This is a genomic window from Dictyoglomus sp. NZ13-RE01, assembly GCA_002878375.1.
Lineage (GTDB): Bacteria > Dictyoglomota > Dictyoglomia > Dictyoglomales > Dictyoglomaceae > NZ13-RE01.
In genome coordinates this window covers 59,470-80,488 of record NIRF01000004.1, presented here as the reverse complement: position 1 = coordinate 80,488, position 21,019 = coordinate 59,470, and the positions used below count along the sequence as shown (strand labels likewise).

Here is a 21,019-nt window from a genome sequence, read left to right as displayed (position 1 = left end):
TTTATTGACAATTCAATTTATTCGTGTTAAAATCCTTAGTAAAGTTTTTAGTAAAGGGAGGTGATTTCTCCTTTAATCTTCTTCCTTAAGCCTCAAAAAATCTTAAATAGGGGGTAAATACCATGAGGAAGTATTTAGTTTTCTTAATGTTTGTCTTAATATTTATTCTTGGTCCAAACCTTCAAGCACAAAAAGAGGTTGTATTAAATGTTTGGTCTTCACCTGATAATGCGGATGCTTTAACTGATATAGCAAATAGATTCATGCAAAAATACCCTAATATTAAGGTTCAGGTAACACCAATTTCATGGGAAGTACTTTATCCAAGGATGCTGGCGGATGTAGCTACTAAGACTGGAGCTTTTGATGTGGCAACTTGGGATGTAATGACTGCTGGTGCAGTAGCTCCTGGATTTGTAGATTTAGAAGAATTTAGAAAGCAAAATCCTGATTTAGTAGATCCTAAATGGGATCCAAAAGATTTTGATCCTACCATTTGGCACATAGCAGGAATATGGGCAGGAAAGAATATTGGAATTCCTTTCTACTGCAATACTATGTTATTCTATTATCGTAAAGACTTATTTAATGATGCAAAGCTTAAAGCACAATTTAAGGCAATGACAGGGAAGACTTTAAAAGTTCCAACTACATGGGAGGAAACTATTGATGTAGCAAAATTCTTCACAAAGAAGTTTAACCCTAATTCTCCTACAGATTATGGAATTGCTTTGATGTTCCCAAGAACCCACACTTTATTCTACATGTATTTACTTTTCTTTGCACCATATAGAAGAAGTCCTGAAGGAATTAAAAAGTGGGGAGAAGTAGATTTAGATTATGGAGATTACTTTACAGCTGACAAAAAGCCTGCATTTAATTCTCCTGAAGGGGTAAAAGCCTTAGAAATGATGAAAGCTCTAATGCCATATTCTCCTGATCCTTTGGGCTCAGATTATGGAGAGACATTGGAATACTTTGCAAAAGGAACAGTGGCTATGGTGCCTCAATGGACAGGAGTTTGGGCAAACTTTAAGGTTGCACCAGCCCTGCAACCATTTGATAAAAAGGTTGGAGTAGCAATGATGCCAAGTGGAAGATCTGTGAGTGGAAATTGGGCTTTAGGCTTAAATATAGCAAGTAAAAATAAGAGAGAAGCTTTCCTATTCATACAGTTTGCAACAAACAAAGAAAATGATAAAATTAAGTTCATGAAATTTGGAGTTGCACCTTCAAGACTTTCTACTGTAAGGGATCCAGAAGTTAGAAAGGCTGATCCAAGAGTTAGTGTATTCTTAGAGACTATAAAGACACAATCCCATCGCCCCAGAATACCTGAAGAGCCTAAACTTGAAGATATAACTGTAGGAGCATTTTCACAGATTCTTCTTGGTGAAAGACCAAATACAGTGGAAGAGCTAAATAAGATAGCAGATGAGTGGATGAAGATCTTGAAAAAATAGGTAAGCAAGGGGGGAGTAATTCCCCCCTCTTATATTCTTTTAAAGGGGGTTTAGCTTTGGAAAAAACAATTAAAAAATCTGCCATATTAATGGTTCTTCCTTTAATTCTTTTCTTCGTTTTTCTTACGATTTTTCCCTTTTTATACATGCTTTTTATGTCATTTCATCATTATAATTTGTTAGAATGGAAACCTCCTTATTTCATTGGGCTTGAGAATTATATAAATGTATTCAAAGATCAAGGTGTAAAGTCATCATTGAGTTTTACCATAACTTTGGTTTTAGTGGCATTACCTATTGAAATTTTATTAGGAACCTTTATAGCAATATTTATTCAGAATCTTATAGGAGAAAAATTTGTAAGAAGTGTACTGTTAATACCTATGATGGTTCCTGCAGTTGTAGCAGGAGTTATGTGGAAAATGCTATTTAATGTAGAATATGGTCCTGTTAATTATTTTCTAAGTTTATTAAATATTGATAAAATTCCTTGGTTAGGAAGTTCTTTTTATTCTAAAGTAGCTGTTATAATAATGGATATATGGCAATGGACTCCTTTTATATTCCTGGTATTATATGCGGGAATTCAAACGATTCCTCAAGACTTAATAGAAGCAGGAAAAGTTGATGGGGCAAATAGATGGATGATCTTGAGACATATAGAGTTTCCAATGTTAAAACCATTGTTTTGGATTCTTATTATTCTTAGACTTGTAGATATCTTGAAACTATTTGATATAGTTTATATGACAACTTTTGGAGGACCAGGTTATGCTACCCATAGTATAAGTTTTTATATTTACAAAGTGAGTGTTTCTTTTGGATGGGATGTAGGATATGGTTCAGCTTTAAGTGTACTACTTTTGGTAGTAATTACTATCTTAACTACTATATTAATTAGAACTATGCGTCTATGGGAATTATTAGAACTTTAGGAGGAAGATTTATGTTGAGAAAGATTATTATCTCTTTTTTAAAGTGGATTCTATTAATAATTATTCTATTCTTCTTTCTTTTCCCTGTTTATTGGTTAGTAACAACTGCATTTAAACATTCTCAAGATTGGTTCTCTTGGCCACCTGTTTTAATACCAAGATCTTTAACGTTAGAAAACTTTACTGGACAAGCAAGAGGATTTGAGGGAAGTTTGAGCTCTTCCATAGAAAATATTGTTCCTTATTTAAAAAATAGTTTGATAATTGCTTTATTTACTTCTCTGTTTTGTACTATAATATCCGCTTCTGCTGCTTATTCTATTGCAAGATTTAAGACTGGGGGCAGAAGGCTTGCCTCGTGGATTGTATCAATAAGGATGTTACCACCAATTTCTACAGTTTTACCTATTTATATTCTTTTTCGAAATCTGAAGTTATTAGATACCTGGTGGGCAGTCATATTGATGCACTTAGTATTTACTATTCCTTTTAGTACTTGGGTTCTTATATCATTTTTCAATGGAATACCAAAAGAATTGGATGAAGCAGCATATATTGATGGAGCTTCTATTTGGAAAACTTTTTTATACCTTATATTGCCATTAAGTGCCCCTGGTATTGCTGCTATGGCAACATTAGCTTTTATAATGAGTTGGGGGGAATTTCTAATTGCGTTAATACTTACCAGCAGTCCAAGATCTCAAACATTGCCTATTTTCTTAGGAAGATATATTACTGGTTTTAGAATAGCTTGGGGACCTTTAGCTGCTGCTGGCTTGGTTACTATGATTCCTGTAATAGTATTTTCTTTTACAATGCAAAGATATTTACTTAAAGGATTAACTTTTGGCGCAGTAAAATATTAAAAATTATAATTTACGGAGGTGCTAACATGCCTAAATATGCTATTGGATTGGATTATGGGACAAATTCAGTAAGAGCATTAGTTGTTGATATTTCTACAGGTGAAGAGGTAGGGACTTATGTTTTTAATTATGAGAATGGAGAAGAAGGTATCTTATTAGATCCTAAAAATCCTAATGTTGCAAGACAACATCCTGCAGACTACATTAAAGGATTAGAAGTATCCATAGAAGAAGCTTTAAAAGATGCTGAAAGGAAAGTAAAGGGTTTCAATAGAAAGGATGTTATTGGAATAGGAATTGATACTACAGGAAGTACTCCAATTCCAGTAGATAGAGAAGGAGTACCATTAGCTTTTCATGAGGAATTTAAAGATAATTTAAATGCTATGGCATGGCTTTGGAAAGACCACTCCAGCCATGAAGAGGCTGAAGAAATAACAGAACTTGCCAGGAGAAGAAATGAGCCCTATTTAAAGAAATATGGGGGTGTTTATTCTTCAGAATGGTTTTTCTCTAAGATTTTGCATTGTTTAAGGGTAGATCCAAAAGTATTTGATTCTGCTTATAGCTGGGTAGAGCTTGCTGATTTTGTGCCAGCAGTACTTACTGGAAAACAGAGACCTGAGGATATTAAGAGGAGTATCTGTGCTGCGGGTCATAAGGCAATGTTTAACAAAGAATGGGGAGGATTACCGAGTAAAGATTTTCTAAGGGAACTTGATCCAAAGTTGGCAGAATTAAGGGATAGGTTATATGATACTGCTTATACTGCGGATACACCCTTTGGAAATATATCCCCTTATTATGCGAAAAAATTTAATTTACCTACTGATGTGGTGGTTAGTGTGGGAGCTTTTGATGCCCATATGGGGGCTGTAGGAGCTGGAATAAAGCCAGGTATTTTAGTAAAAGTCATTGGAACATCCACATGTGATATGATGATAGTGCCTAATAGTGAAAATTTACCAGATATTCCTGGACTTTGTGGAATAGTTGATGGTTCTATTGTGCCGGGTTACTTTGGTTTGGAAGCTGGGCAATCTGCAGTGGGGGATATATTTAATTGGTTTGTGAAATACTTTACCCCTATCGATTATTATGGAGAACTTACCGATAAAAAGGATGCTCATTATATATTTACTGAAAAGGCAAGAAAATTAAAGCCTGGGGAAAGCGGACTTTTGGCTTTAGATTGGAATAATGGTAATAGAACTGTTTTGGTCGATGCAAAACTTACGGGGCTTCTTATTGGACAAACTTTACATACAAAACCCGAAGAAATTTATAGAGCTTTAGTGGAAGCTACAGCCTTTGGAGCAAGGGTAATAATGGAAAGATTTGAAGAATATGGAGTGAAAGTAAATGAGATAATAGCTTGCGGAGGAATAGCAGAAAAAAATCCTTTTGTCATGCAAATATATGCTGATGTATTAGGAAGGAATATTAAAATATCACGATCTTCACAAACACCTGCTCTTGGGGCTGCTATTTTTGGGGCAGTTTCTGCAGGTAAAGATAAAGGAGGATATAGTAAAGTAGAAGAGGCTCAAGAAGCTATGTGTGGAACTAAACCTGAAGTTTATAAACCAGACAGCAAAAATCATGAAATCTATAATAGATTGTATAAGTTATATAAGGAGTTACATGATATTTTTGGAACTAAGAATGCAAACTATAATTTATATCATGTAATGAAGGAGCTAATTAAGATAAGGGATGAGGTGAGAGGAGAGAAGTAGTTTTATATGCTCTAACTTGTGTTAATAAATAATTTTATGTTATAATACACAAAAAGCAGGCGGTGTAGCTCAGCGGTTAGAGCACACGGTTCATAACCGTGGTGTCCAGGGTTCGAATCCCTGCACCGCCACCATGCCAGTGAAAGAAATAAATAATTTAGATAAATTAGAAAAAGAAGTTTTAGAGTTTGTTAAAAAGGAAAATCTCTTAGAACCTGGGGATAGCGTCCTTATTGGAATTTCAGGTGGAAGTGATTCCTTTGCATTGACACAAATTCTTTATAATATCTCCCCAATTTTAAATCTTTCCCTTAATCTTGTATATGTGGAGCATTTTGTTAGAAGTGATACTTATATTGAAAAAGAAAATATAAAGAGATTTGCGGAAGAAAAAAGGGTTCCTTTATATATCTTAGAGATCAAAAAGAGATCTTTTAAAGAAAAAGATTTGAGAGACGAAAGATATAAATTGATAGAAAATTTGGCAGAGGAGAAAAATATAGATAAGATTGCTTTAGGACATACATTGGATGATGTGATTGAATCAATTATTATGAATTTTCTGAGGGGATTAGGTTTAAGAGGACTTGTTGGAATTCCAGTAAGAAGGGGGAAGATTATAAGACCTCTTTTGAATACCTCTAAAGCTGAAATTTTAGAATATTGTCAAAGGAATAATATAAAATATTATGACGATTTTACAAATTTACTTCCAATTACCCTACGAAATATTGTTAGATGGCAGTTAATTCCATTTCTAAAAGATATATCTAATCAATTTCCTAATAGTTTAATAACTCAGAAGAAAATAGCAGAAGAGGAGGATAAGTATTTAGAAAAAATTTCTCATACTTATTTAGAAAAAATTAGGAGAACAGAAGATGCTTTTGAGATTGATTTACCTCTTTGGGATGAAATAGACTTTCCAATAAGACTTAGGGTTTTAAATCATATACTAAGTGATTTAGGAAAGGAGTTTTCAATTGAGGCTCAGATAAAGATAATAGAATCTATAGATATGAAAAAACATGGATATATTGGAAAGTTTGATATTATAGAGATTTATAAAACAGATAGGTTAATTATAAAAAGGGAAGAGGTATCAACCGATTTTTATTTCACCTTGGAAATACCAGGAAGAGTGAGGCTTCCAAATGGAGATGTTATTATTGCGGAAGTTTTTAACGTGGATACCGTCAAAAATATAAAATTTGATAATCCATTTCATGTATATTTTGATTATGATAAAATAAAACTGGATAAACTAATAATTAGAAATTGGAAAAAGGGAGATAGATTTAAGCCCTTTGGATTGGAGGGAAAAAGTAAAAAGTTACAGGATTTCTTTGTGGATAAAAAGATACCAAAATATAAGAGGGATTCTATCCCTTTAGTATTTGGGGATGGTGAGCTTTTATGGATAGTGGGACTTGCAAGAAGTGATGTGGCAAAAATCGATGAAAATACAAAAAAAGTGTTATCTATCAAAGTAGAAAAGGAGGTTAAGAATTGAGGTTAAAAAATATTATGCAAAGATTAATTTTTCTACTTTTAATTATAATATTAATTTATACCTTTATAAACCCACCTTTAAGTACCAATAAGGGGCAAATAGAGATAAATTATTCTGCTTTTCTTAGGAGTGTTGAGAGAGGCGAAGTAGCAAAGGTTACTATAAATGATCGTCAAATTGAAGGTGTATTTAAGGATGGAACTAAGTTTACAACTACTTTACCTATTCAGGATTCTAATATAATAGAAAAAATGGTTGCTCATGATGTAGAAATTGAGGTAAAGCCCCCAGAGAGTACTCCTTTATGGATAAATTTACTGCTGGGTTTTGGACCATATCTGTTTTTCTTTTTCTTTATGTGGTTTTTATTGCGACAACTTCAAGGAAGCAATAATCAGGCATTTTCCTTCGGTAGAAGTAGGGCAAGAATCTTCTTAGATAATAAACCAAAGGTTACTTTTGCAGATGTGGCAGGAGCAGATGAGGCAAAAGAAGAACTAAAAGAAGTAGTAGAGTTCTTAAAAAATCCTCAAAAGTTTAGAAGGTTAGGTGCAAGGATACCAAAGGGAGTATTATTGGTAGGTCCTCCAGGTACAGGGAAGACTCTACTTGCAAGAGCAGTAGCCGGAGAAGCTAATGTTCCATTTTTATCTATTAGTGGTTCAGAGTTTGTAGAGATGTTTGTGGGTGTTGGTGCAGCAAGAGTAAGAGATTTGTTTAACCAGGCTAAAAAGTTAAGTCCATCCATAGTTTTTATAGATGAGTTAGATGCAGTGGGAAGACATAGAGGAGCAGGTCTTGGTGGTGGACATGATGAAAGGGAGCAAACCTTAAATCAATTATTGGTAGAAATGGATGGTTTTGATGAAAATACAAATGTGATAGTGATTGCTGCAACTAATAGACCTGACATTTTAGACCCTGCATTACTTAGACCTGGAAGATTTGACAGAAGAGTAGTAGTGGATAGACCAGATTTAGAAGGGAGAAAGAAAATTTTAGAAGTTCATATGAGAGGAAAGCCTATAGCAAGTGATGTTAACATTGACATTTTAGCTAAGAATACTCCTGGTTTTGTAGGAGCGGACTTGGCTAATCTGGTAAATGAAGCTGCTATTTTAGCTGCAAGGAGAAATAGAAAAGAGATAACTATGCAGGATTTTGAGGAAGCAATTGAAAAGGTAATTGCAGGACCTGAAAAGAGAAGTAGAATTATAAGAAGTAGTGAGAAAGAAATTGTAGCTTTTCATGAATTAGGGCATGCATTAGTGGCAAAGCTTTTGCCTAAAGCAAATCCTGTGCAAAAGGTTACAATTATACCAAGAGGACTTGCGTTAGGATATACATTACAGGTGCCAGAAGAAGACAGATATTTATTAACTAAGGAAGAGTTAGAAGCAGAAATTACAGTTTTGCTTGGGGGAAGAGCTGCAGAGGAGCTAATTTTTGGACAACCCACATCAGGAGCAGCAGATGATCTTAAGAGAGCTATGGAAATTGCACGTAAAATGGTTTGTGATTTTGGAATGAGTGAGAGATTGAAGAATCTTTCTTTAGGGGATCAGCATTCAGAAGTATTTCTTGGAAAAGATCTAATGCAAATTAGGAATTTTAGTGAAGACACTGCAAAGATTATTGATGAAGAAATCAAAAAAATTGTAGATTCTGCCTATAATAAGGCTATGAATATTTTGAAATCTCATGAGGAGGAGCTTAGAGCTCTTTCTAAGATGCTCATTGAAAAGGAGACCTTGGAAGGAGAAGAAATAGATAAGTTTTTAAAGGAGTTTAAAAAGGAAGAAATTGTTTCTTAGGGGAGAGTTTATAAACTCTCCCTTCTTTCTTTCAATTGTTGAACTCTTTGGAAGATTTGCCAATCTTTAGGATCTAAGTTTCTGAATCTTTTGATTTGCTCCTCTGCTTCTTTTAATTTTCCCTCTTTAATAAAGACCTCAATGAGATTATCAATAGCTGCGGTATTCTCTGCATCCATTTCTAAAACCTTTCTTAATAAATTTTCTGCTATTTCAAGATTACCTGCTAAGTATTCACTCCATGCAAGTCCTCTTAGGTATTCAGGATTCTCAGGGTTTAATTCTATGGCTTTATTAAAATATTTTTTTGATAATTCGTAACTACCTGCACTAAGATAAGTAAAGGCAAGCAAATAATAATATAAAGAATTATCAGGTTCTAAGGCAATAGTCTCATTAAGAAGTTCGATAGACTTTTCAAAGTTTTTTACCCATACATAAAGGTCTGCTAATGTAATTCTAATCCATTGAGAAAGTTCAAAGTCTGTTAGCTCTTGAAGAAGTTTCTCATATAAGCTAATAGCTTTAAAAAGCTTTCCTTGAAGCTTATAATCGTCCGCTTTTCTTAAAATATCATCTACATTATTAAGCATATATTAATTATAATATCAACAGTATTAAATTTAAAGATGGAGGTTAAAAATGAGGTATATAGATTTAAGGAGTGACACTGTAACAAAACCTACAGAAGAGATGAGGAAAGCTATGTTATACGCTGAGGTGGGCGATGATGGTTATGGAGAGGATCCTACAGTAAACCAGTTAGAGAGAAAGGCAGCAGAACTTCTGGGAAAGGAAGCAGGTTTATTTGTTGTATCTGGAACTATGGGAAATCAAACTGCAATATTAACTTGGACAAAGCCAGGCGAGGAAATTATCTTAGAGGCGGAGTCCCATGTTTTTTATTATGAGGCTGGTGGTATTTCTGCTAATGCAGGGGTACAATCCTTTCCTATAATAGGTGAGAATGGTATCATGCCAATAGAGAATATTAAAAAAGCTATAAGACCTTTAGGAAGAGTTTTCCCTAAAACAAGTTTAATTGTACTTGAGAATACTCATAATAGAGCTGGGGGGAAAGTTTTACCCCTTGAATATATGAGAGAAGTATATGAGTTAAGCAGAGAATATAACATCCCTATTCATCTGGATGGGGCAAGGATATTTAATGCAAGTATAGCATTAGGAGTACCTGCAAGGGAGATTGCAAAGTATGCAGATTCTGTAATGTTTTGTCTTTCAAAGGGACTTTCTTGTCCAATGGGCTCTTTATTAGTAGGTTCAAAGGAATTCATAGAGGAGGCAAGAAGAAAAAGACAAAGATTAGGTGGGGGGTTAAGACAGGCGGGGATTGTTGCAATTTGTGGACTAATTGCTTTAGATAAGATGATTGATAGATTGATAGAAGATCATCAGAACGCTAAAAAGCTTTATAATTATTTGAAAAACATACCTATCTTTGAGATAGAGGAACCAGATACAAATATTTTGAAGGTGAGAATAAAGAATAATATCAAAGCTCAAGAGTATTTAGAAAAATTTAAAAATTATGGTTTATTAGCTACGAGTTTTGATGAAAACACTCTGCGTTTTGTTACCCATAAAGATATTTCTACAAAGGATATTGATGATGCTATAGAAATAATAGAAAAAGTTGTTGGAGAAATGTTATGATCTTAACAGTTACTTTAAATCCTAGTTTGGATTTACATCTTTTTCTGACTGAACTTTCCTTAGGAAAAGTTCATAGGTCTGAAAGAGAGCTGGTAATTCCTGGAGGAAAAGGGATAAATATCTCAAGAGTTTTAAGAATATTTAATGAGGAGACCTTTATACTGGGATTTTCTGGAGGAATGACGGGAAGAATATTGGAAGAGGAACTAAGTAAAAGAAATATTCCCTATGAATTTGTAAAAATTAATGGAAGTGTTAGATTTGCTGTTGGTATAGTTGAAACAAATAATAACAGACCTATGACTGTAATTAATGGTAGAGGTCCTAAAATAGACGATAATAACCTTTTGGAGCTAAAAGAAAAATTCTGTAGTCTGGTAGAAAGATCACAAATTGTAGTTTTATCGGGTAGTATTCCTCCTTCGATCTCTGAAAATATCTACTTTGATCTTATGGAAATGTCTAAAGAATATAAAGCAATTAGAGTTTTAGACGCGAGAGGGAAAGCTCTTGAGCTTGCTTTAAAGTCTACTCCAGATATTATAAAGCCAAATCAGGAGGAAGCAGAAGAGCTTTTGGGGTACTCCTTAAATAGCAGAAAAAATTTAATTAAGGCAGGAGAATATTTCAATAAAATGGGAATAAAATACGCATTGATATCCTTAGGGGAAAGAGGGGCTATTTTGAGCTTTGATGAGGGAGTTTTTTGGGCTAAAATGACTCCTCTTAAAGGTTACAACTGGGGGGCAGGAGATGCATTTTTGGCAGGTTTCTTAGTAGGTTTTAAAAGAGAAAAAGATCCTTTATATGCTTTAAGATTGGCAACAGCTACAGCTTATGTAAAGCTTAAAAAATTAGAATTAGAAGAAAATGATACAGAATTAATTTATGAGCTTATAAATGATGTGGAGATTAAAAAAATTTAATTAGAAAGCCTCTTATATTTATTAGAGTACATCTTTAAATCTGCATTCTTTATTAATTCTTCACAGTTTTTAATTTCAGGAGACATAGTCTCTATTCCATAACTAATATTTATTTCTTGATTAGAAATTCTATTCAGTTCTTTACTAATTCTATCAATGACTTTTTCGGCATCTTCATAATTTGTACGTTTTAGTAAGAGCAGGAATTCATCTCCTCCCCATCTTACTGCAATATCATTTTGTCTTATATTTCTTTTTATTATCCTTGATATTTCTTTCAAAATGAAATCTCCATATATATGTCCCAAGTTATCATTAATTTTCTTAAAGGAGTCAATGTCTATGAAGACTATACTAAAAGGCTTTTCTCCTCTGGTATATTCATAATAAGCTTCTTCAATTTTCTTCTGTCCATAGGATCTATTGTAGAGCTCTGTTAGGGGATCATAAATGCCATATCTTCTTTCCCAAAAAACAATAAAAGCATTAAGAATATTCCTTAAAAGTAGTATTATAGAGCTATCTATAAGATCCTTTGAATATAAATATATACTAAAGGGGAACTTATGGTAATAAATTTTTAGAGCGGACTCTCTTAGAAATTTGTTACCTTCTTCTAAGATTTTTTCTCCTATTTTAATTCTTACTAATATATTTTGAGAAAAAGGAAGAAAAGCTCTATGAATTATAGTTATGGCTTGTGATTCATTTTGAGAGTTTATTATGGCAGGAACTAAATAATTTTCTATAATTTTTATAGGTGTATGAAGGGAGGAAAATTCTTCACTTACGTTACGTATATATTTTTCTTTGATATGTTTTAAGCCTAATAGATCACTTATTCCTACTATCTCGAAATATAATGTTTTTAGAAGATTTTCTGAGTTTTTCATCCCTATATTTTTTATGTACTCTGTTAAAGTTATGTAAGAATTTAGAGCATCTAAATATTCCCATCTTTCCTGCATAAAGTCTATATAAGAGAAGGAAGAATAAATATCTTCTAAGAGGATAAGATTCTTAAGAAAATTATAAAAGGGTAATTCTGAATGGTACTCATATACAATCTTTTTAGATGAAAATCCCCTCTCTATCAATAGACTTAAATATAGAGTTATTAGTTGATCCTCTTTTGTTTTCAATATATCTTCCTCTAAGTTCTCAATATTGTTTTCTCCTAAGAAGCCTTTTATTAAATTTATCAAAACCTTACTTTCTGGGAATTTCTCAATTTCTTCAAGAAGGGGTAGTAATTCCTTTACCTCTTCGAATCTACGACAAAATAAATAAATTAGTGCTATTCTTCTTAAACCTAAATAGTAGTAATATTCAATTTTTACTTCCTTTAATAGAGCTTTTAATTGCCGAATAAGATTTGAAACATCATCCCATAAGTAGAATTGGGATAAGGTGTTTACAAGATTTTCTAAGCTAATTAGTATGTATTCCTTTGAAAGAGATTTAGAAATTTCGAAGGCATCTAAGGAGTATTTTAGGGCATTCCTTGGTCCATTAACATATCTTTCTAAGTCTCCTAAATTATTTAGGATTTTAAAAAGGACTAACTTATTTTGGGATTTGTTTGCATAAGGGAGAGCAAAATTTAAGAAATATACAGCATCTATAACTTTCCTCTCTAAAGCATTCATTAGAGCAAGGCTATTTAAATAATTTGATATATAAGAGGGTGAGGTTATAGTATTTGTAATATCTTCCAGATAGGATCCTAAAATTTTTAGCCCTTTCTTGCTTTCTTTTCTTAAGAAATAATAGGAACCAAAATGGGCTAAAATTTCAGGAGTATCGTACTCTGTTTTTGGTCTTTCTTTAAACTCATCTATAATTTTTTTGGCAGAATCATAATCACCAAGATAAGATAGACATCTTACAGTGAGAGCTTTTTCCCATAAAGTCTTCTCTTCAATTTTATTTAGTATTTCTAATGCCTCTTGATAATTTTGAGTATTTATCAATAATCTTAATAGTTTTCTAATATAGAATTTTTTGGTTTTCTCTTTTTCTAAAATTTCTTTTAAGATCTCAATCTTCTTATAAATATTAGGTACAGATCTGAACTCTTTTATCTTACAATATAGCCACCTTCTTCTATCATCTATTCTTTCCGCTAAAGTAGCTATTCTTCCCCATGTGTCAGAATAGTTTAGGCTTATAAGTTTGTCAATGAGATTCTTATTGAGTTCGTTGTTTGTGTTTATTGAACTTAACTCTCTATTAATTATTGTTAAGACATCATCAGAGGGGAATCTCCACATTGGTCTTTCAAATCTCAATAAACCTAATTTTATAAAGTTTTTGAAAAACACTAATGGTCCATAGAGTTCCTTAACTGCCTTTATAGTGGTCCCGGAAAAAGTTTTCCCAATTAATGTTAAAGAGTAAAGGGCTTTCTTTTCTTCATCATTTAATGTTTCTAATTTTTCTTTTACAATATTCTCCAAGCTCTTAAATTTGTTTTTATAAATAAGTTTCATATTATTCCAGTTTGATTGTCCCAGATTAATTAATTTTTCTGCTGATTTATAATCTATATTAAAGTAATTACTTACCTCTTTTACATCAATAGGTTTTTCTTTTTGTAGGGTATACATATTGTTGAATTTTGGTAAGTTTTCTCCTGTAATGACAAAGTGTATATTAAACTTTTCTGAAATTTGAGGAATAAGAATTTCAAAAAATCTGTTATAATCCAAGTATAGTAACCAATCGTCTATAAACCAATATTTTATAGGCTTATCATGAAGAAGTAGGTCTATTATTTGAACCAACTTATAAATTTCCTCCTCTAAATCTAAAGAGGGGGAGGGTTCGTAAACTTCCAATAAGCTGAAAAATTTTGGATGTATGTAGTTTCTAAGAATAGGTCCAATATATTTCCCTTTTTCTTCAAATAATTTCTTTTTATCTGAAAGATTTAAAAGAGTAAATAAAAATTCACCAATTGGTGTTCTATAAGAGCTGTAATAAGTATATAATGAAATATTACTATATTTGGAAAATAGATGCTGGATCTGATGAGTTCTTCCAGATCCTGACGGTATATCTATATATGTTATACTGTATCTATTTATTATTTCATCAATGTTTAGCATAATTACTTAATTGCAGAGGGACAAATATCGTTTAATATACACTCCTCACATAAGGGCTTTTTTGTCTTGCAGATAGCCCTACCATGATCGATAAGGAGAAAAGAAAAATTACCCCATTCTTCTCTTGGAACTATTTTCATTAGATCAAATTCTAATTTTTCTCTGTTCTTCTCATTGGATAAACCTAAACGATGAGAAAGTCTGTGAACATGAGTATCTATTATAATTCCCTCATTTTTCCCATACCCTGCAGTCAGTACAACATTTGCAGTTTTTCTCGCAACTCCTGGCAATTTCAACAACTCATCCATTTTATCAGGGACTTTTCCTCCATATTTTACTAATATTATTTCTGCACAGGCTTTAATATTTTTGGCTTTTGTTCTATAGTAATTTATAGATTTTATGTCTTCTTGTAACTCCTCTAAGGGGGCTTCTGCGTAATCTTTTATACTTTTATACTTCTTAAAGAGATCTTTTGTTACCATATTTACTCTTTCATCAGTGGTCTGTGCGGATAAGATTGTTGCAACTAAAAGTTCCCAGGGGTTTGAAAAATTTAAAGCAGTTTTGGGGATGTATAATTTTTTCAATCTTTTTAAAACCTCTCTCACTCTTTCTTCTCTTTCCATAGGAGTCCCCCTAAATTTTTCCTATTGAAGTATATAACAAATATTAGAATTCTAAAAGAGTTATGGTATAATACCTTGCATATGGAGATAGTAATAGGGCAGTTTAATGATTCATATATTCCAGTAGTTGATGGAGTAGCAAATGTAGTTAGAAATTATGCATACTATCTGAATAAGAAGTATGCAAAAACTTACGTTGTAACTCCAAAATATCCCAAATTTATAGATAGAGATGAGTTTGAGGTAATAAGATATTTCTCCCTACCGTTCCTCTTGAGACCTCCCTATAGGTTTGGAATACCCTTTGTTGATATAGATTTTATGAGAAGGGTAAATAGTATTCCTTTTTCTATTATTCATGCTCATTGTCCCTTTTCCTCAGGTCTTTTAGCTCTGAGTATTGCAAGAAAAAGGAGAATTCCTATAGTAACTACTTTTCATACTAAGTATTATGATGATTTTAAAAGAGCGACAGGATCTGACTTTTTGGCTAAATTAGGTGTAAAAATAATATTAGAGTTTTATAATAATGTGGATGAAGTTTGGACAGTTAATAATTCTTCTGCTGATACTTTAAGAGATTATGGTTATAAGGGAAGAATTGAGATTGTAAGAAACGGGACAGAATTTATTCCCCCAAAAGATATAAAAGATTATAGGGAAAGAATAAATTCCAAATACAAGTTAAAAGATGATGAAATAGTATTTTTATATGTAGGACAGATGGTATTGCAAAAAAATTTATTAATGCTTGTTAATTCCTTAAAGATTTTAAGGGATATGGGGATGAAGTTTAAAATGTTTATGATAGGTACAGGAAAAGATGAGAATTATTTAAAAGATAAGGTTAGGGCTTTTAATTTGGAGGATTATGTGATCTTTACGGGTATGATCTTGGATAGAGAACTTCTAAGATATTTTTATGCTCGGGCAGATTTAATTCTATTTCCATCTTTATATGACACATCGAGTCTTGTATTACAAGAGGCCTCTGCAATGAAGCTTCCAGCATTAGTTATAGAGGGGGCTACTACTGCGGAAGAAATAATAGATGGTTATAACGGCTTTTTAGCTAAGAATGACCCCTATCTCTATGCTCAAAGAATAAAGGATATAATATCTCAAAAAGAATATCTTAAGATGATTGGGGAAAATGCATTTAAGACCATATACAGGCACTGGGAAAAAATTGTTGATGAAGTTTATTTGAGATATTTGGATATAATAAAAAGGTATAAGAAAAAATATGGGGAGTAAGAGTTTTGTCTATATTGATTGGGAAGAGGCTTTATATTGGGATGGATGTCCTCTCTGCTTTTTAATAAATAAAAATATATGGAGAGCTGAAGAAAACTTCCTTTATGAATTAGTAAATGATGTTAAAATTAGAGAAAAAGTAAGAGAGAGTGGAGGATTCTGTTCGGAACATATGTTACAATTATTGAATTTTAAGGATACTTTGGGTGTAGCTATAGTAATTGAAGATGTTATAAAAAATAATGTTATACCATCTTTAAAAAATAGGAGGTTACCAGAGGATGTAAATTGTATGTTCTGTGAAAAAGAAAAAGAATTATTAGAGACTTATTTATCCGTGCTTCCTGAGGTTTTAAAAGAAGATAAGAATATTAGTATTTTTAAAAAAAGGGATTTTGGATTTTGTTATCCTCATGAGAGGATTATAATTGAAAGGTATCCCTTTTTGGAGACTATAATAAAAAAGGATACACTAAAATCTGCAGAGTATATTTATGGAAGTTATCCATGGGAAAAAGACTACTATAACCTTTTTTCTAAAAAGCTAAAAGTGAAAGGAAAATTTTAATTGGAGATACCAAATTGTCCTCTTTGCGAAAAAATAAAAAGAGAAAAAATAAATTTATATAAAAGCTTTTCTAAGGATTTTTTCCCTCCTCTTTGCAAGGAACATTTTAAAGAGGTTTGTAAAGTTATTGATACATCTTTTATAAGCTGGGATAATTTCAGTGGAGAGGAAAATTGCTTTGTTTGTGAATTTGAAAGAAAAATAGAAGAGGAGTTTTATAAAAACAATATAGATTATTCAGAGCTTTGTTTATATCATTTGAAAAAAGTTAGAGATAAATTAACTCCTAAGGATTATGAAAAGTTAGTTTTAAAGTGGGAAAGGTTTAGAGAAATGGTAATAAGGTTAATTGAGAGTTATGATTATAATAGTGAAAAAATTACTTTTGATGATTTTTATTTAATCCTTGACCATTTGTTGGGTACTGGGAAGAGAATTTAGTTTTTAATATTATCTTACCTTTTTTTATTAATTCATTTCTTAATCTTTTTCTTTCCAAATCATTTAGGGGAGCAAACTTTAGAGCATAGTAGTCACTTATGAATTCTCTTATTTCTTTATTGAGGTTTCTTGTAGAGTTATAGAGAGAATTTCCTGGGGTAATAAGCTTTTCTTTTGTCAACTTTCTTATAACCTTTTCAAAGATTCTATCTTCCTTGTTCATTCTATACCTATTAATAATTCTCATCATCAAATAAACTATAAGCAATATTATAGTTAAAGATATAACAAGTTTATATAAAGTAGAGAGTTTATATAAAAATATGATGGACCCTTTTAGTACATTTCCTAAGGATTCAAAAATTAAACCAAAGAAGCTAAAATTACTAAGTCCTCTCTCTCCTATAAACTTTAAGCTTTCTGGAGTAGGATCTATAGGGATCCAACCTATAGGTTCCAAGTAGACTTCTACCCAGGCATGAGCATTGTCGTTTTTAATCTCATACATACCAGTCCATGGATTAAGTCTTCCTGGAGAGAAACCTGTCACAAATCTTGATGGAATTCCAATAATTCTTGACATAACTGCAAAAGCAGTAGCAAATTGTTCACAGTAGCCTTTTTTTGTTACGAAAAGAAAATCATCTACTGCATCTAAATCATCCTTGAGAGGAGGTATGTCTAAGGAATAGGGATAGTTTTCTTTTAAATATTTTTCTATTGCCATGAGTTTTTCCCATGGAGTTTCATAGTTTTTTGTTATATTTAGAGTGAGATCTTTGACCCTTTTTGGTATATTGGGAAGATTTAGATATCTTTCCATACTTTTAGTAATTTTGGGTACTTTAGCATTTAATAGAGCTTTTGCAGAAAAAGTTTTTTCCATATATAAAGAGGTATAGATTAGTTTTTTTGGTATATCAAAGGGGCTTCTTATGTCATCTTCTATATCCTTATATATAAAAGGGGCTGGAAAATAAAGCTTTTTTGAGTTATAAGGTAAGAAGACTAAATTATTTAAATCTTTTTCAATAAAATATGTAGCTCTTATTAAATTCTCTTCGGTATTTAGGGTTTTATCAAGGTCAAAGGGTTGATTTACAGTATTTATAACATCTACTTTTTCCTCTAAACTTTGATACCATCCAAAACCATTATAAGTATCAAAGGCAAGTCCCCTATGGTATATAGGATATGGAGTTAAGACCCTAAAAATCAAGGTTGAAGAGGGAAATCCTCTCTGTCTCAAATCTACAAAAGGAGCAAATCCAAAATAGTTTTCTGGATTGTATGGGAGAGGAGGAATATTTCTTCCTTCTGGTAATTTATATAAGTAAAAGTTTGTGTAGTTATCAGGAGTTCTAATCTCGCCTCTATAAGTTGATATTCTTTGGATAATTTGAGACATTATATCTTGTCTGAAAGTAAAGGGAAGGGATTTTGGTATCATAGGAAATATTAAGAAACTTATTAATGATGCTAAAAGGATTATGGAGCTTAAATACTTAATACTTGGTCTGTAATTGTTTAGAAGAGCCAAAGTAAGAGTCAAACCTATAATGTAAAAAAATAAGAACACTATAAATGTACTCTCTCTTGCAAATATGCCAGAGATTACCATGAGAATTAAACTTATGAAAAAGGAAAAGCTAAGATCTATACGTGTGGGAAGATCAAAACTATGGATTGTGTTTAGGTTTATTAAGAAAACCGCCAAAGGTATTCTGGGATCGTAAGGTTGGGAAAGTAAATTTCTAAAGAATTCTCTGAGGAAATATAACATTAGGAATGTCATTAAAAGCTTTAGAATAATATTGCTCTTATACCTATTTTTATAACTAAAAAGAAAACCTATGGTAGTCAGAAAAATAACAAAAGAAATATAATCTATGGAAAGTTCTAAGAAGTACCAAGAGGAAATTAAAGATACTATGGTCATGTATAATATACTTAATCTCAAAACTAATGAATCTTCAATTTTTATATTTATCCTTCTATTTACATTAACCATTTTTAGAGCTCCAGATATTTAGAAAGTCATAAGGATTACTATTTTTTCTAAATACAAAATAAGGTACTTCAAATTTTTCCTTGTGAAATTCTACTCCAATTATTCTGTTCTGTAAACCACTACTATACCAGTATTCATAATTTATTGTGAATATCAAATCATAATTTTCCTTTTCTTTAAAATTTATTTCCGACTTTTCTAATTTTATTTTGCCTAAAAATATCTTTAAATGGTTCCAATCCTCTGGCACAAAAACATTATATGGGAGAAGGGTAACGATTTTTAATTTTATTCCTTGGGTCACATAGGAGATGGAAATGGAGTGTAGAAGTCTTAAAAGCTCATCAAACTCTTCTAAATGGATTTGACCTATTTCAGAAGAGGTGTTATCTAATAAGAATGTAGGTTCTCTTTTTGTTGTCTTTTCAAATTGTTTCGATACTAATTCTCCCTTTTTTGCTGAAGCCTTCCAGGCTATAATTCTAAAGGAATCTCCTGGTACGTATTTTCTTAATGAATAAAATTCATCTCCAAAAGTTGAAGAGGTATTTGAAAGGGTACCTCCTTCTTCACTTTCTAATGCTATGTCTTTATGAATATTATAAAATGTTGGATAAACTAAGGTTTCTTTATAAAATCTAAAATATTTTTTAACATAAAGAAGACCAAGTGTGCCTGTAAACTTTATCCAAACTCCTTTAAATATAATTATTCCCCTTTTATTGAAATGATAAGGGATTAAAAAGGTTTTTTCCTCTTTTCCTAAAAGAGATCCTTCACTTATTGAATTTTCTAATATTATGTAGAATTTTCTTTTTGGAATCGAAGATTTATTTGCTATTTTTACAATCAGATTTTCTTCTTTTTTTTCCTCAATTAAGTTAGGTGTAATAATTTCTAATTTTATTGGGGATAAAGAGAGAAAAAGCTCTATAAGGTTGAAAATATATAGAGAATAAATTAGAGAAGACATGATAATTATAGGAGTTGATGATACATTTATACCTATAAAGGTGATGATAAGATTGCCGATAAGTAGAAGAAAACCTGCAATAGTAAAATTAAATCTTATCTCCAAGGCACTTTTACCTTAGGTATTTTCACTCTTTCTATTATTTCTTTTATAATTTCTTCTCTCTTTTGTCTTACACTTTCTATCTGTTCTTTCAAAACAATTCTATGCACTAAAATAGGAATAGAACAGTCTAATACATCTTCAGGTATAACATAGTCTCTCTCCCTTAAAAGAGCCATTGCTTGGCTAGCTCTCATTAATGAGATAGATCCTCTGGGTCCTGCTCCTAAGGAGATTTTTGGATCTTCTCTTGTAGCTCTTACTATATTTGCGATAAATTCCAATATACTTTTATCTAAATATACTTGTTTTACTTGCTCTTGTATAAAGAATACATCCTCCTTTTCCCAAACAGGGGTTAATTTATCTAAAGGATGTTCTAATTTTTGCTCATTTAGCATACGAACCTCTTCTTCTAATGATAGATATCCCATAGTAAGGGACATAAAAAACCTGTCCAGCTGTGATTCTGGTAAAGGATAAGTACCAAAGTGTTCTCTCGGATTTTGTGTGGCAATAACTAAAAAGGGTTTTGGTAATGGGTAGAATATACCATCTATGGTTACTCCCCCCTCGTCCATTGCTTCTAAAAGACCTGCTTGAGTTCGGGGAGATGTTCTATTGATCTCATCTGCTAACAAAATATTTGTAAATATTGGACCTTTTTTAAATTCAAATTCTAAAGTCTTAGGGTTGAAGACATTTGTACCTAAGATATCAGATGGAAGCATGTCTGGAGTGAATTGAATTCTACGAAAATCCAAATTGATGCTTTCTGCTAATGCTTTTGCAAGTACTGTTTTCCCTACCCCTGGAACATCCTCAAGAAGAATATTTCCCTGACTTAATAGGGATACTATTACGTAATCTATGACATTATCCTTCCCAATGATTACTTTCTTTATATTGCTCTTTAGCTCATTTATTTTATTAAAGATATTCTTCATATACAAAATTATATCATGAAGATTTTTATGTTATAATACTAAAATTAT

General features: G+C 31.8%; 17 protein-coding genes and 1 tRNA gene. 12 read left to right on the top strand and 6 right to left on the bottom strand.

Annotation, left to right across the window (positions count from 1 at the left end; all coding sequences use genetic code 11):
* The first annotated feature begins 122 nt into the window (after nt 1–122).
* From CBR30_04640 to CBR30_04610, 7 genes are all read left to right on the top strand, one after another.
* On the top strand, nt 123–1,463 hold the full coding sequence (locus CBR30_04640; protein PMQ01698.1) for a sugar ABC transporter substrate-binding protein: 1,341 nt from the start codon (nt 123–125) through the stop codon (nt 1,461–1,463).
* 56 nt (nt 1,464–1,519) lie between these two features.
* Nucleotides 1,520–2,398, top strand: a complete 879-nt coding sequence (locus CBR30_04635) for a sugar ABC transporter permease (GenBank protein PMQ01750.1) — start codon at nt 1,520–1,522, stop codon at nt 2,396–2,398.
* Nucleotides 2,399–2,409: 11 nt separating this feature from the next.
* Entirely contained in the window at nt 2,410–3,264 is an 855-nt protein-coding gene (locus CBR30_04630) for a sugar ABC transporter permease (GenBank protein PMQ01697.1), read from the top strand.
* A gap of 26 nt (nt 3,265–3,290) precedes the next feature.
* The gene (locus CBR30_04625; GenBank protein PMQ01696.1) at nt 3,291–5,003 is read left to right on the top strand and encodes a ribulokinase; all 1,713 of its coding nucleotides are present in this window, start codon (nt 3,291–3,293) and stop codon (nt 5,001–5,003) included.
* A 58-nt stretch (nt 5,004–5,061) separates the two neighbouring features.
* Nucleotides 5,062–5,137, top strand: a tRNA-Met gene (locus CBR30_04620).
* The gene (gene tilS / locus CBR30_04615) at nt 5,137–6,516 is read left to right on the top strand and encodes a tRNA lysidine(34) synthetase TilS (GenBank protein ID PMQ01695.1); all 1,380 of its coding nucleotides are present in this window, start codon (nt 5,137–5,139) and stop codon (nt 6,514–6,516) included. The genes CBR30_04620 and tilS overlap by 1 nt, the downstream gene beginning before the upstream one ends.
* Nucleotides 6,513–8,330, top strand: a complete 1,818-nt coding sequence (locus CBR30_04610; protein ID PMQ01694.1) for a cell division protein FtsH — start codon at nt 6,513–6,515, stop codon at nt 8,328–8,330. The genes tilS and CBR30_04610 overlap by 4 nt, the downstream gene beginning before the upstream one ends.
* An 8-nt stretch (nt 8,331–8,338) precedes the next feature.
* On the opposite strand, the gene CBR30_04605 is transcribed toward CBR30_04610, so the two are convergent.
* A complete protein-coding gene (locus tag CBR30_04605; GenBank protein PMQ01693.1) occupies nt 8,339–8,923 on the bottom strand; it encodes a hypothetical protein in 585 nt (194 codons plus the stop codon).
* Between the two features lie 49 nt (nt 8,924–8,972).
* On the opposite strand from CBR30_04605, the gene CBR30_04600 reads away from it, so the two are divergent.
* On the top strand, nt 8,973–10,004 hold the full coding sequence (locus tag CBR30_04600; protein ID PMQ01692.1) for a low-specificity L-threonine aldolase: 1,032 nt from the start codon (nt 8,973–8,975) through the stop codon (nt 10,002–10,004).
* Nucleotides 10,001–10,930 carry a 1-phosphofructokinase gene (locus CBR30_04595; GenBank protein ID PMQ01691.1) on the top strand — a complete coding sequence of 310 codons (930 nt, stop codon included), beginning with the start codon at nt 10,001–10,003 and terminating at the stop codon, nt 10,928–10,930. Before CBR30_04600 ends, CBR30_04595 begins: the two co-directional genes overlap by 4 nt.
* Here CBR30_04595 and CBR30_04590 read toward each other — a convergent pair.
* Together CBR30_04590 and nth are read right to left on the bottom strand one after the other, a co-directional pair.
* Nucleotides 10,927–14,040 carry a GGDEF domain-containing protein gene (locus tag CBR30_04590; GenBank protein ID PMQ01690.1) on the bottom strand — a complete coding sequence of 1,038 codons (3,114 nt, stop codon included), beginning with the start codon at nt 14,038–14,040 and terminating at the stop codon, nt 10,927–10,929. The two genes, CBR30_04595 and CBR30_04590, sit on opposite strands and share 4 nt — an antisense overlap.
* 2 nt (nt 14,041–14,042) lie before the next feature.
* A complete protein-coding gene (nth, locus tag CBR30_04585; protein PMQ01689.1) occupies nt 14,043–14,672 on the bottom strand; it encodes an endonuclease III in 630 nt (209 codons plus the stop codon).
* Nucleotides 14,673–14,759: 87 nt separating this feature from the next.
* Here nth and CBR30_04580 point away from each other — a divergent pair, with 87 nt between their 5' ends.
* From CBR30_04580 to CBR30_04570, 3 genes are read left to right on the top strand one after another with little or no spacing between them, the layout of a single operon-like run.
* Complete coding sequence (locus CBR30_04580) at nt 14,760–15,929, top strand: glycosyl transferase (protein ID PMQ01749.1); 1,170 nt, start codon at nt 14,760–14,762, stop codon at nt 15,927–15,929.
* Nucleotides 15,919–16,497 carry a hypothetical protein gene (locus CBR30_04575; protein PMQ01688.1) on the top strand — a complete coding sequence of 193 codons (579 nt, stop codon included), beginning with the start codon at nt 15,919–15,921 and terminating at the stop codon, nt 16,495–16,497. Before CBR30_04580 ends, CBR30_04575 begins: the two co-directional genes overlap by 11 nt.
* Entirely contained in the window at nt 16,498–16,938 is a 441-nt protein-coding gene (locus CBR30_04570) for a hypothetical protein (GenBank protein ID PMQ01687.1), read from the top strand. It begins immediately after the preceding gene.
* Here CBR30_04570 and CBR30_04565 read toward each other — a convergent pair.
* The 3 genes from CBR30_04565 to CBR30_04555 are packed head-to-tail and all read right to left on the bottom strand — an operon-like array spanning nt 16,877 to nt 20,971.
* Nucleotides 16,877–18,949 carry a transglutaminase gene (locus tag CBR30_04565; GenBank protein PMQ01686.1) on the bottom strand — a complete coding sequence of 691 codons (2,073 nt, stop codon included), beginning with the start codon at nt 18,947–18,949 and terminating at the stop codon, nt 16,877–16,879. The genes CBR30_04570 and CBR30_04565 overlap by 62 nt on opposite strands.
* Complete coding sequence (locus tag CBR30_04560; protein PMQ01685.1) at nt 18,942–20,027, bottom strand: DUF58 domain-containing protein; 1,086 nt, start codon at nt 20,025–20,027, stop codon at nt 18,942–18,944. The genes CBR30_04565 and CBR30_04560 overlap by 8 nt, the downstream gene beginning before the upstream one ends.
* Nucleotides 20,018–20,971 (bottom strand): magnesium chelatase, encoded by a 954-nt coding sequence (locus CBR30_04555; protein ID PMQ01684.1) that lies wholly within the window; start codon nt 20,969–20,971, stop codon nt 20,018–20,020. The genes CBR30_04560 and CBR30_04555 overlap by 10 nt, the downstream gene beginning before the upstream one ends.
* Between the last annotated feature and the right edge of the window lie 48 nt (nt 20,972–21,019).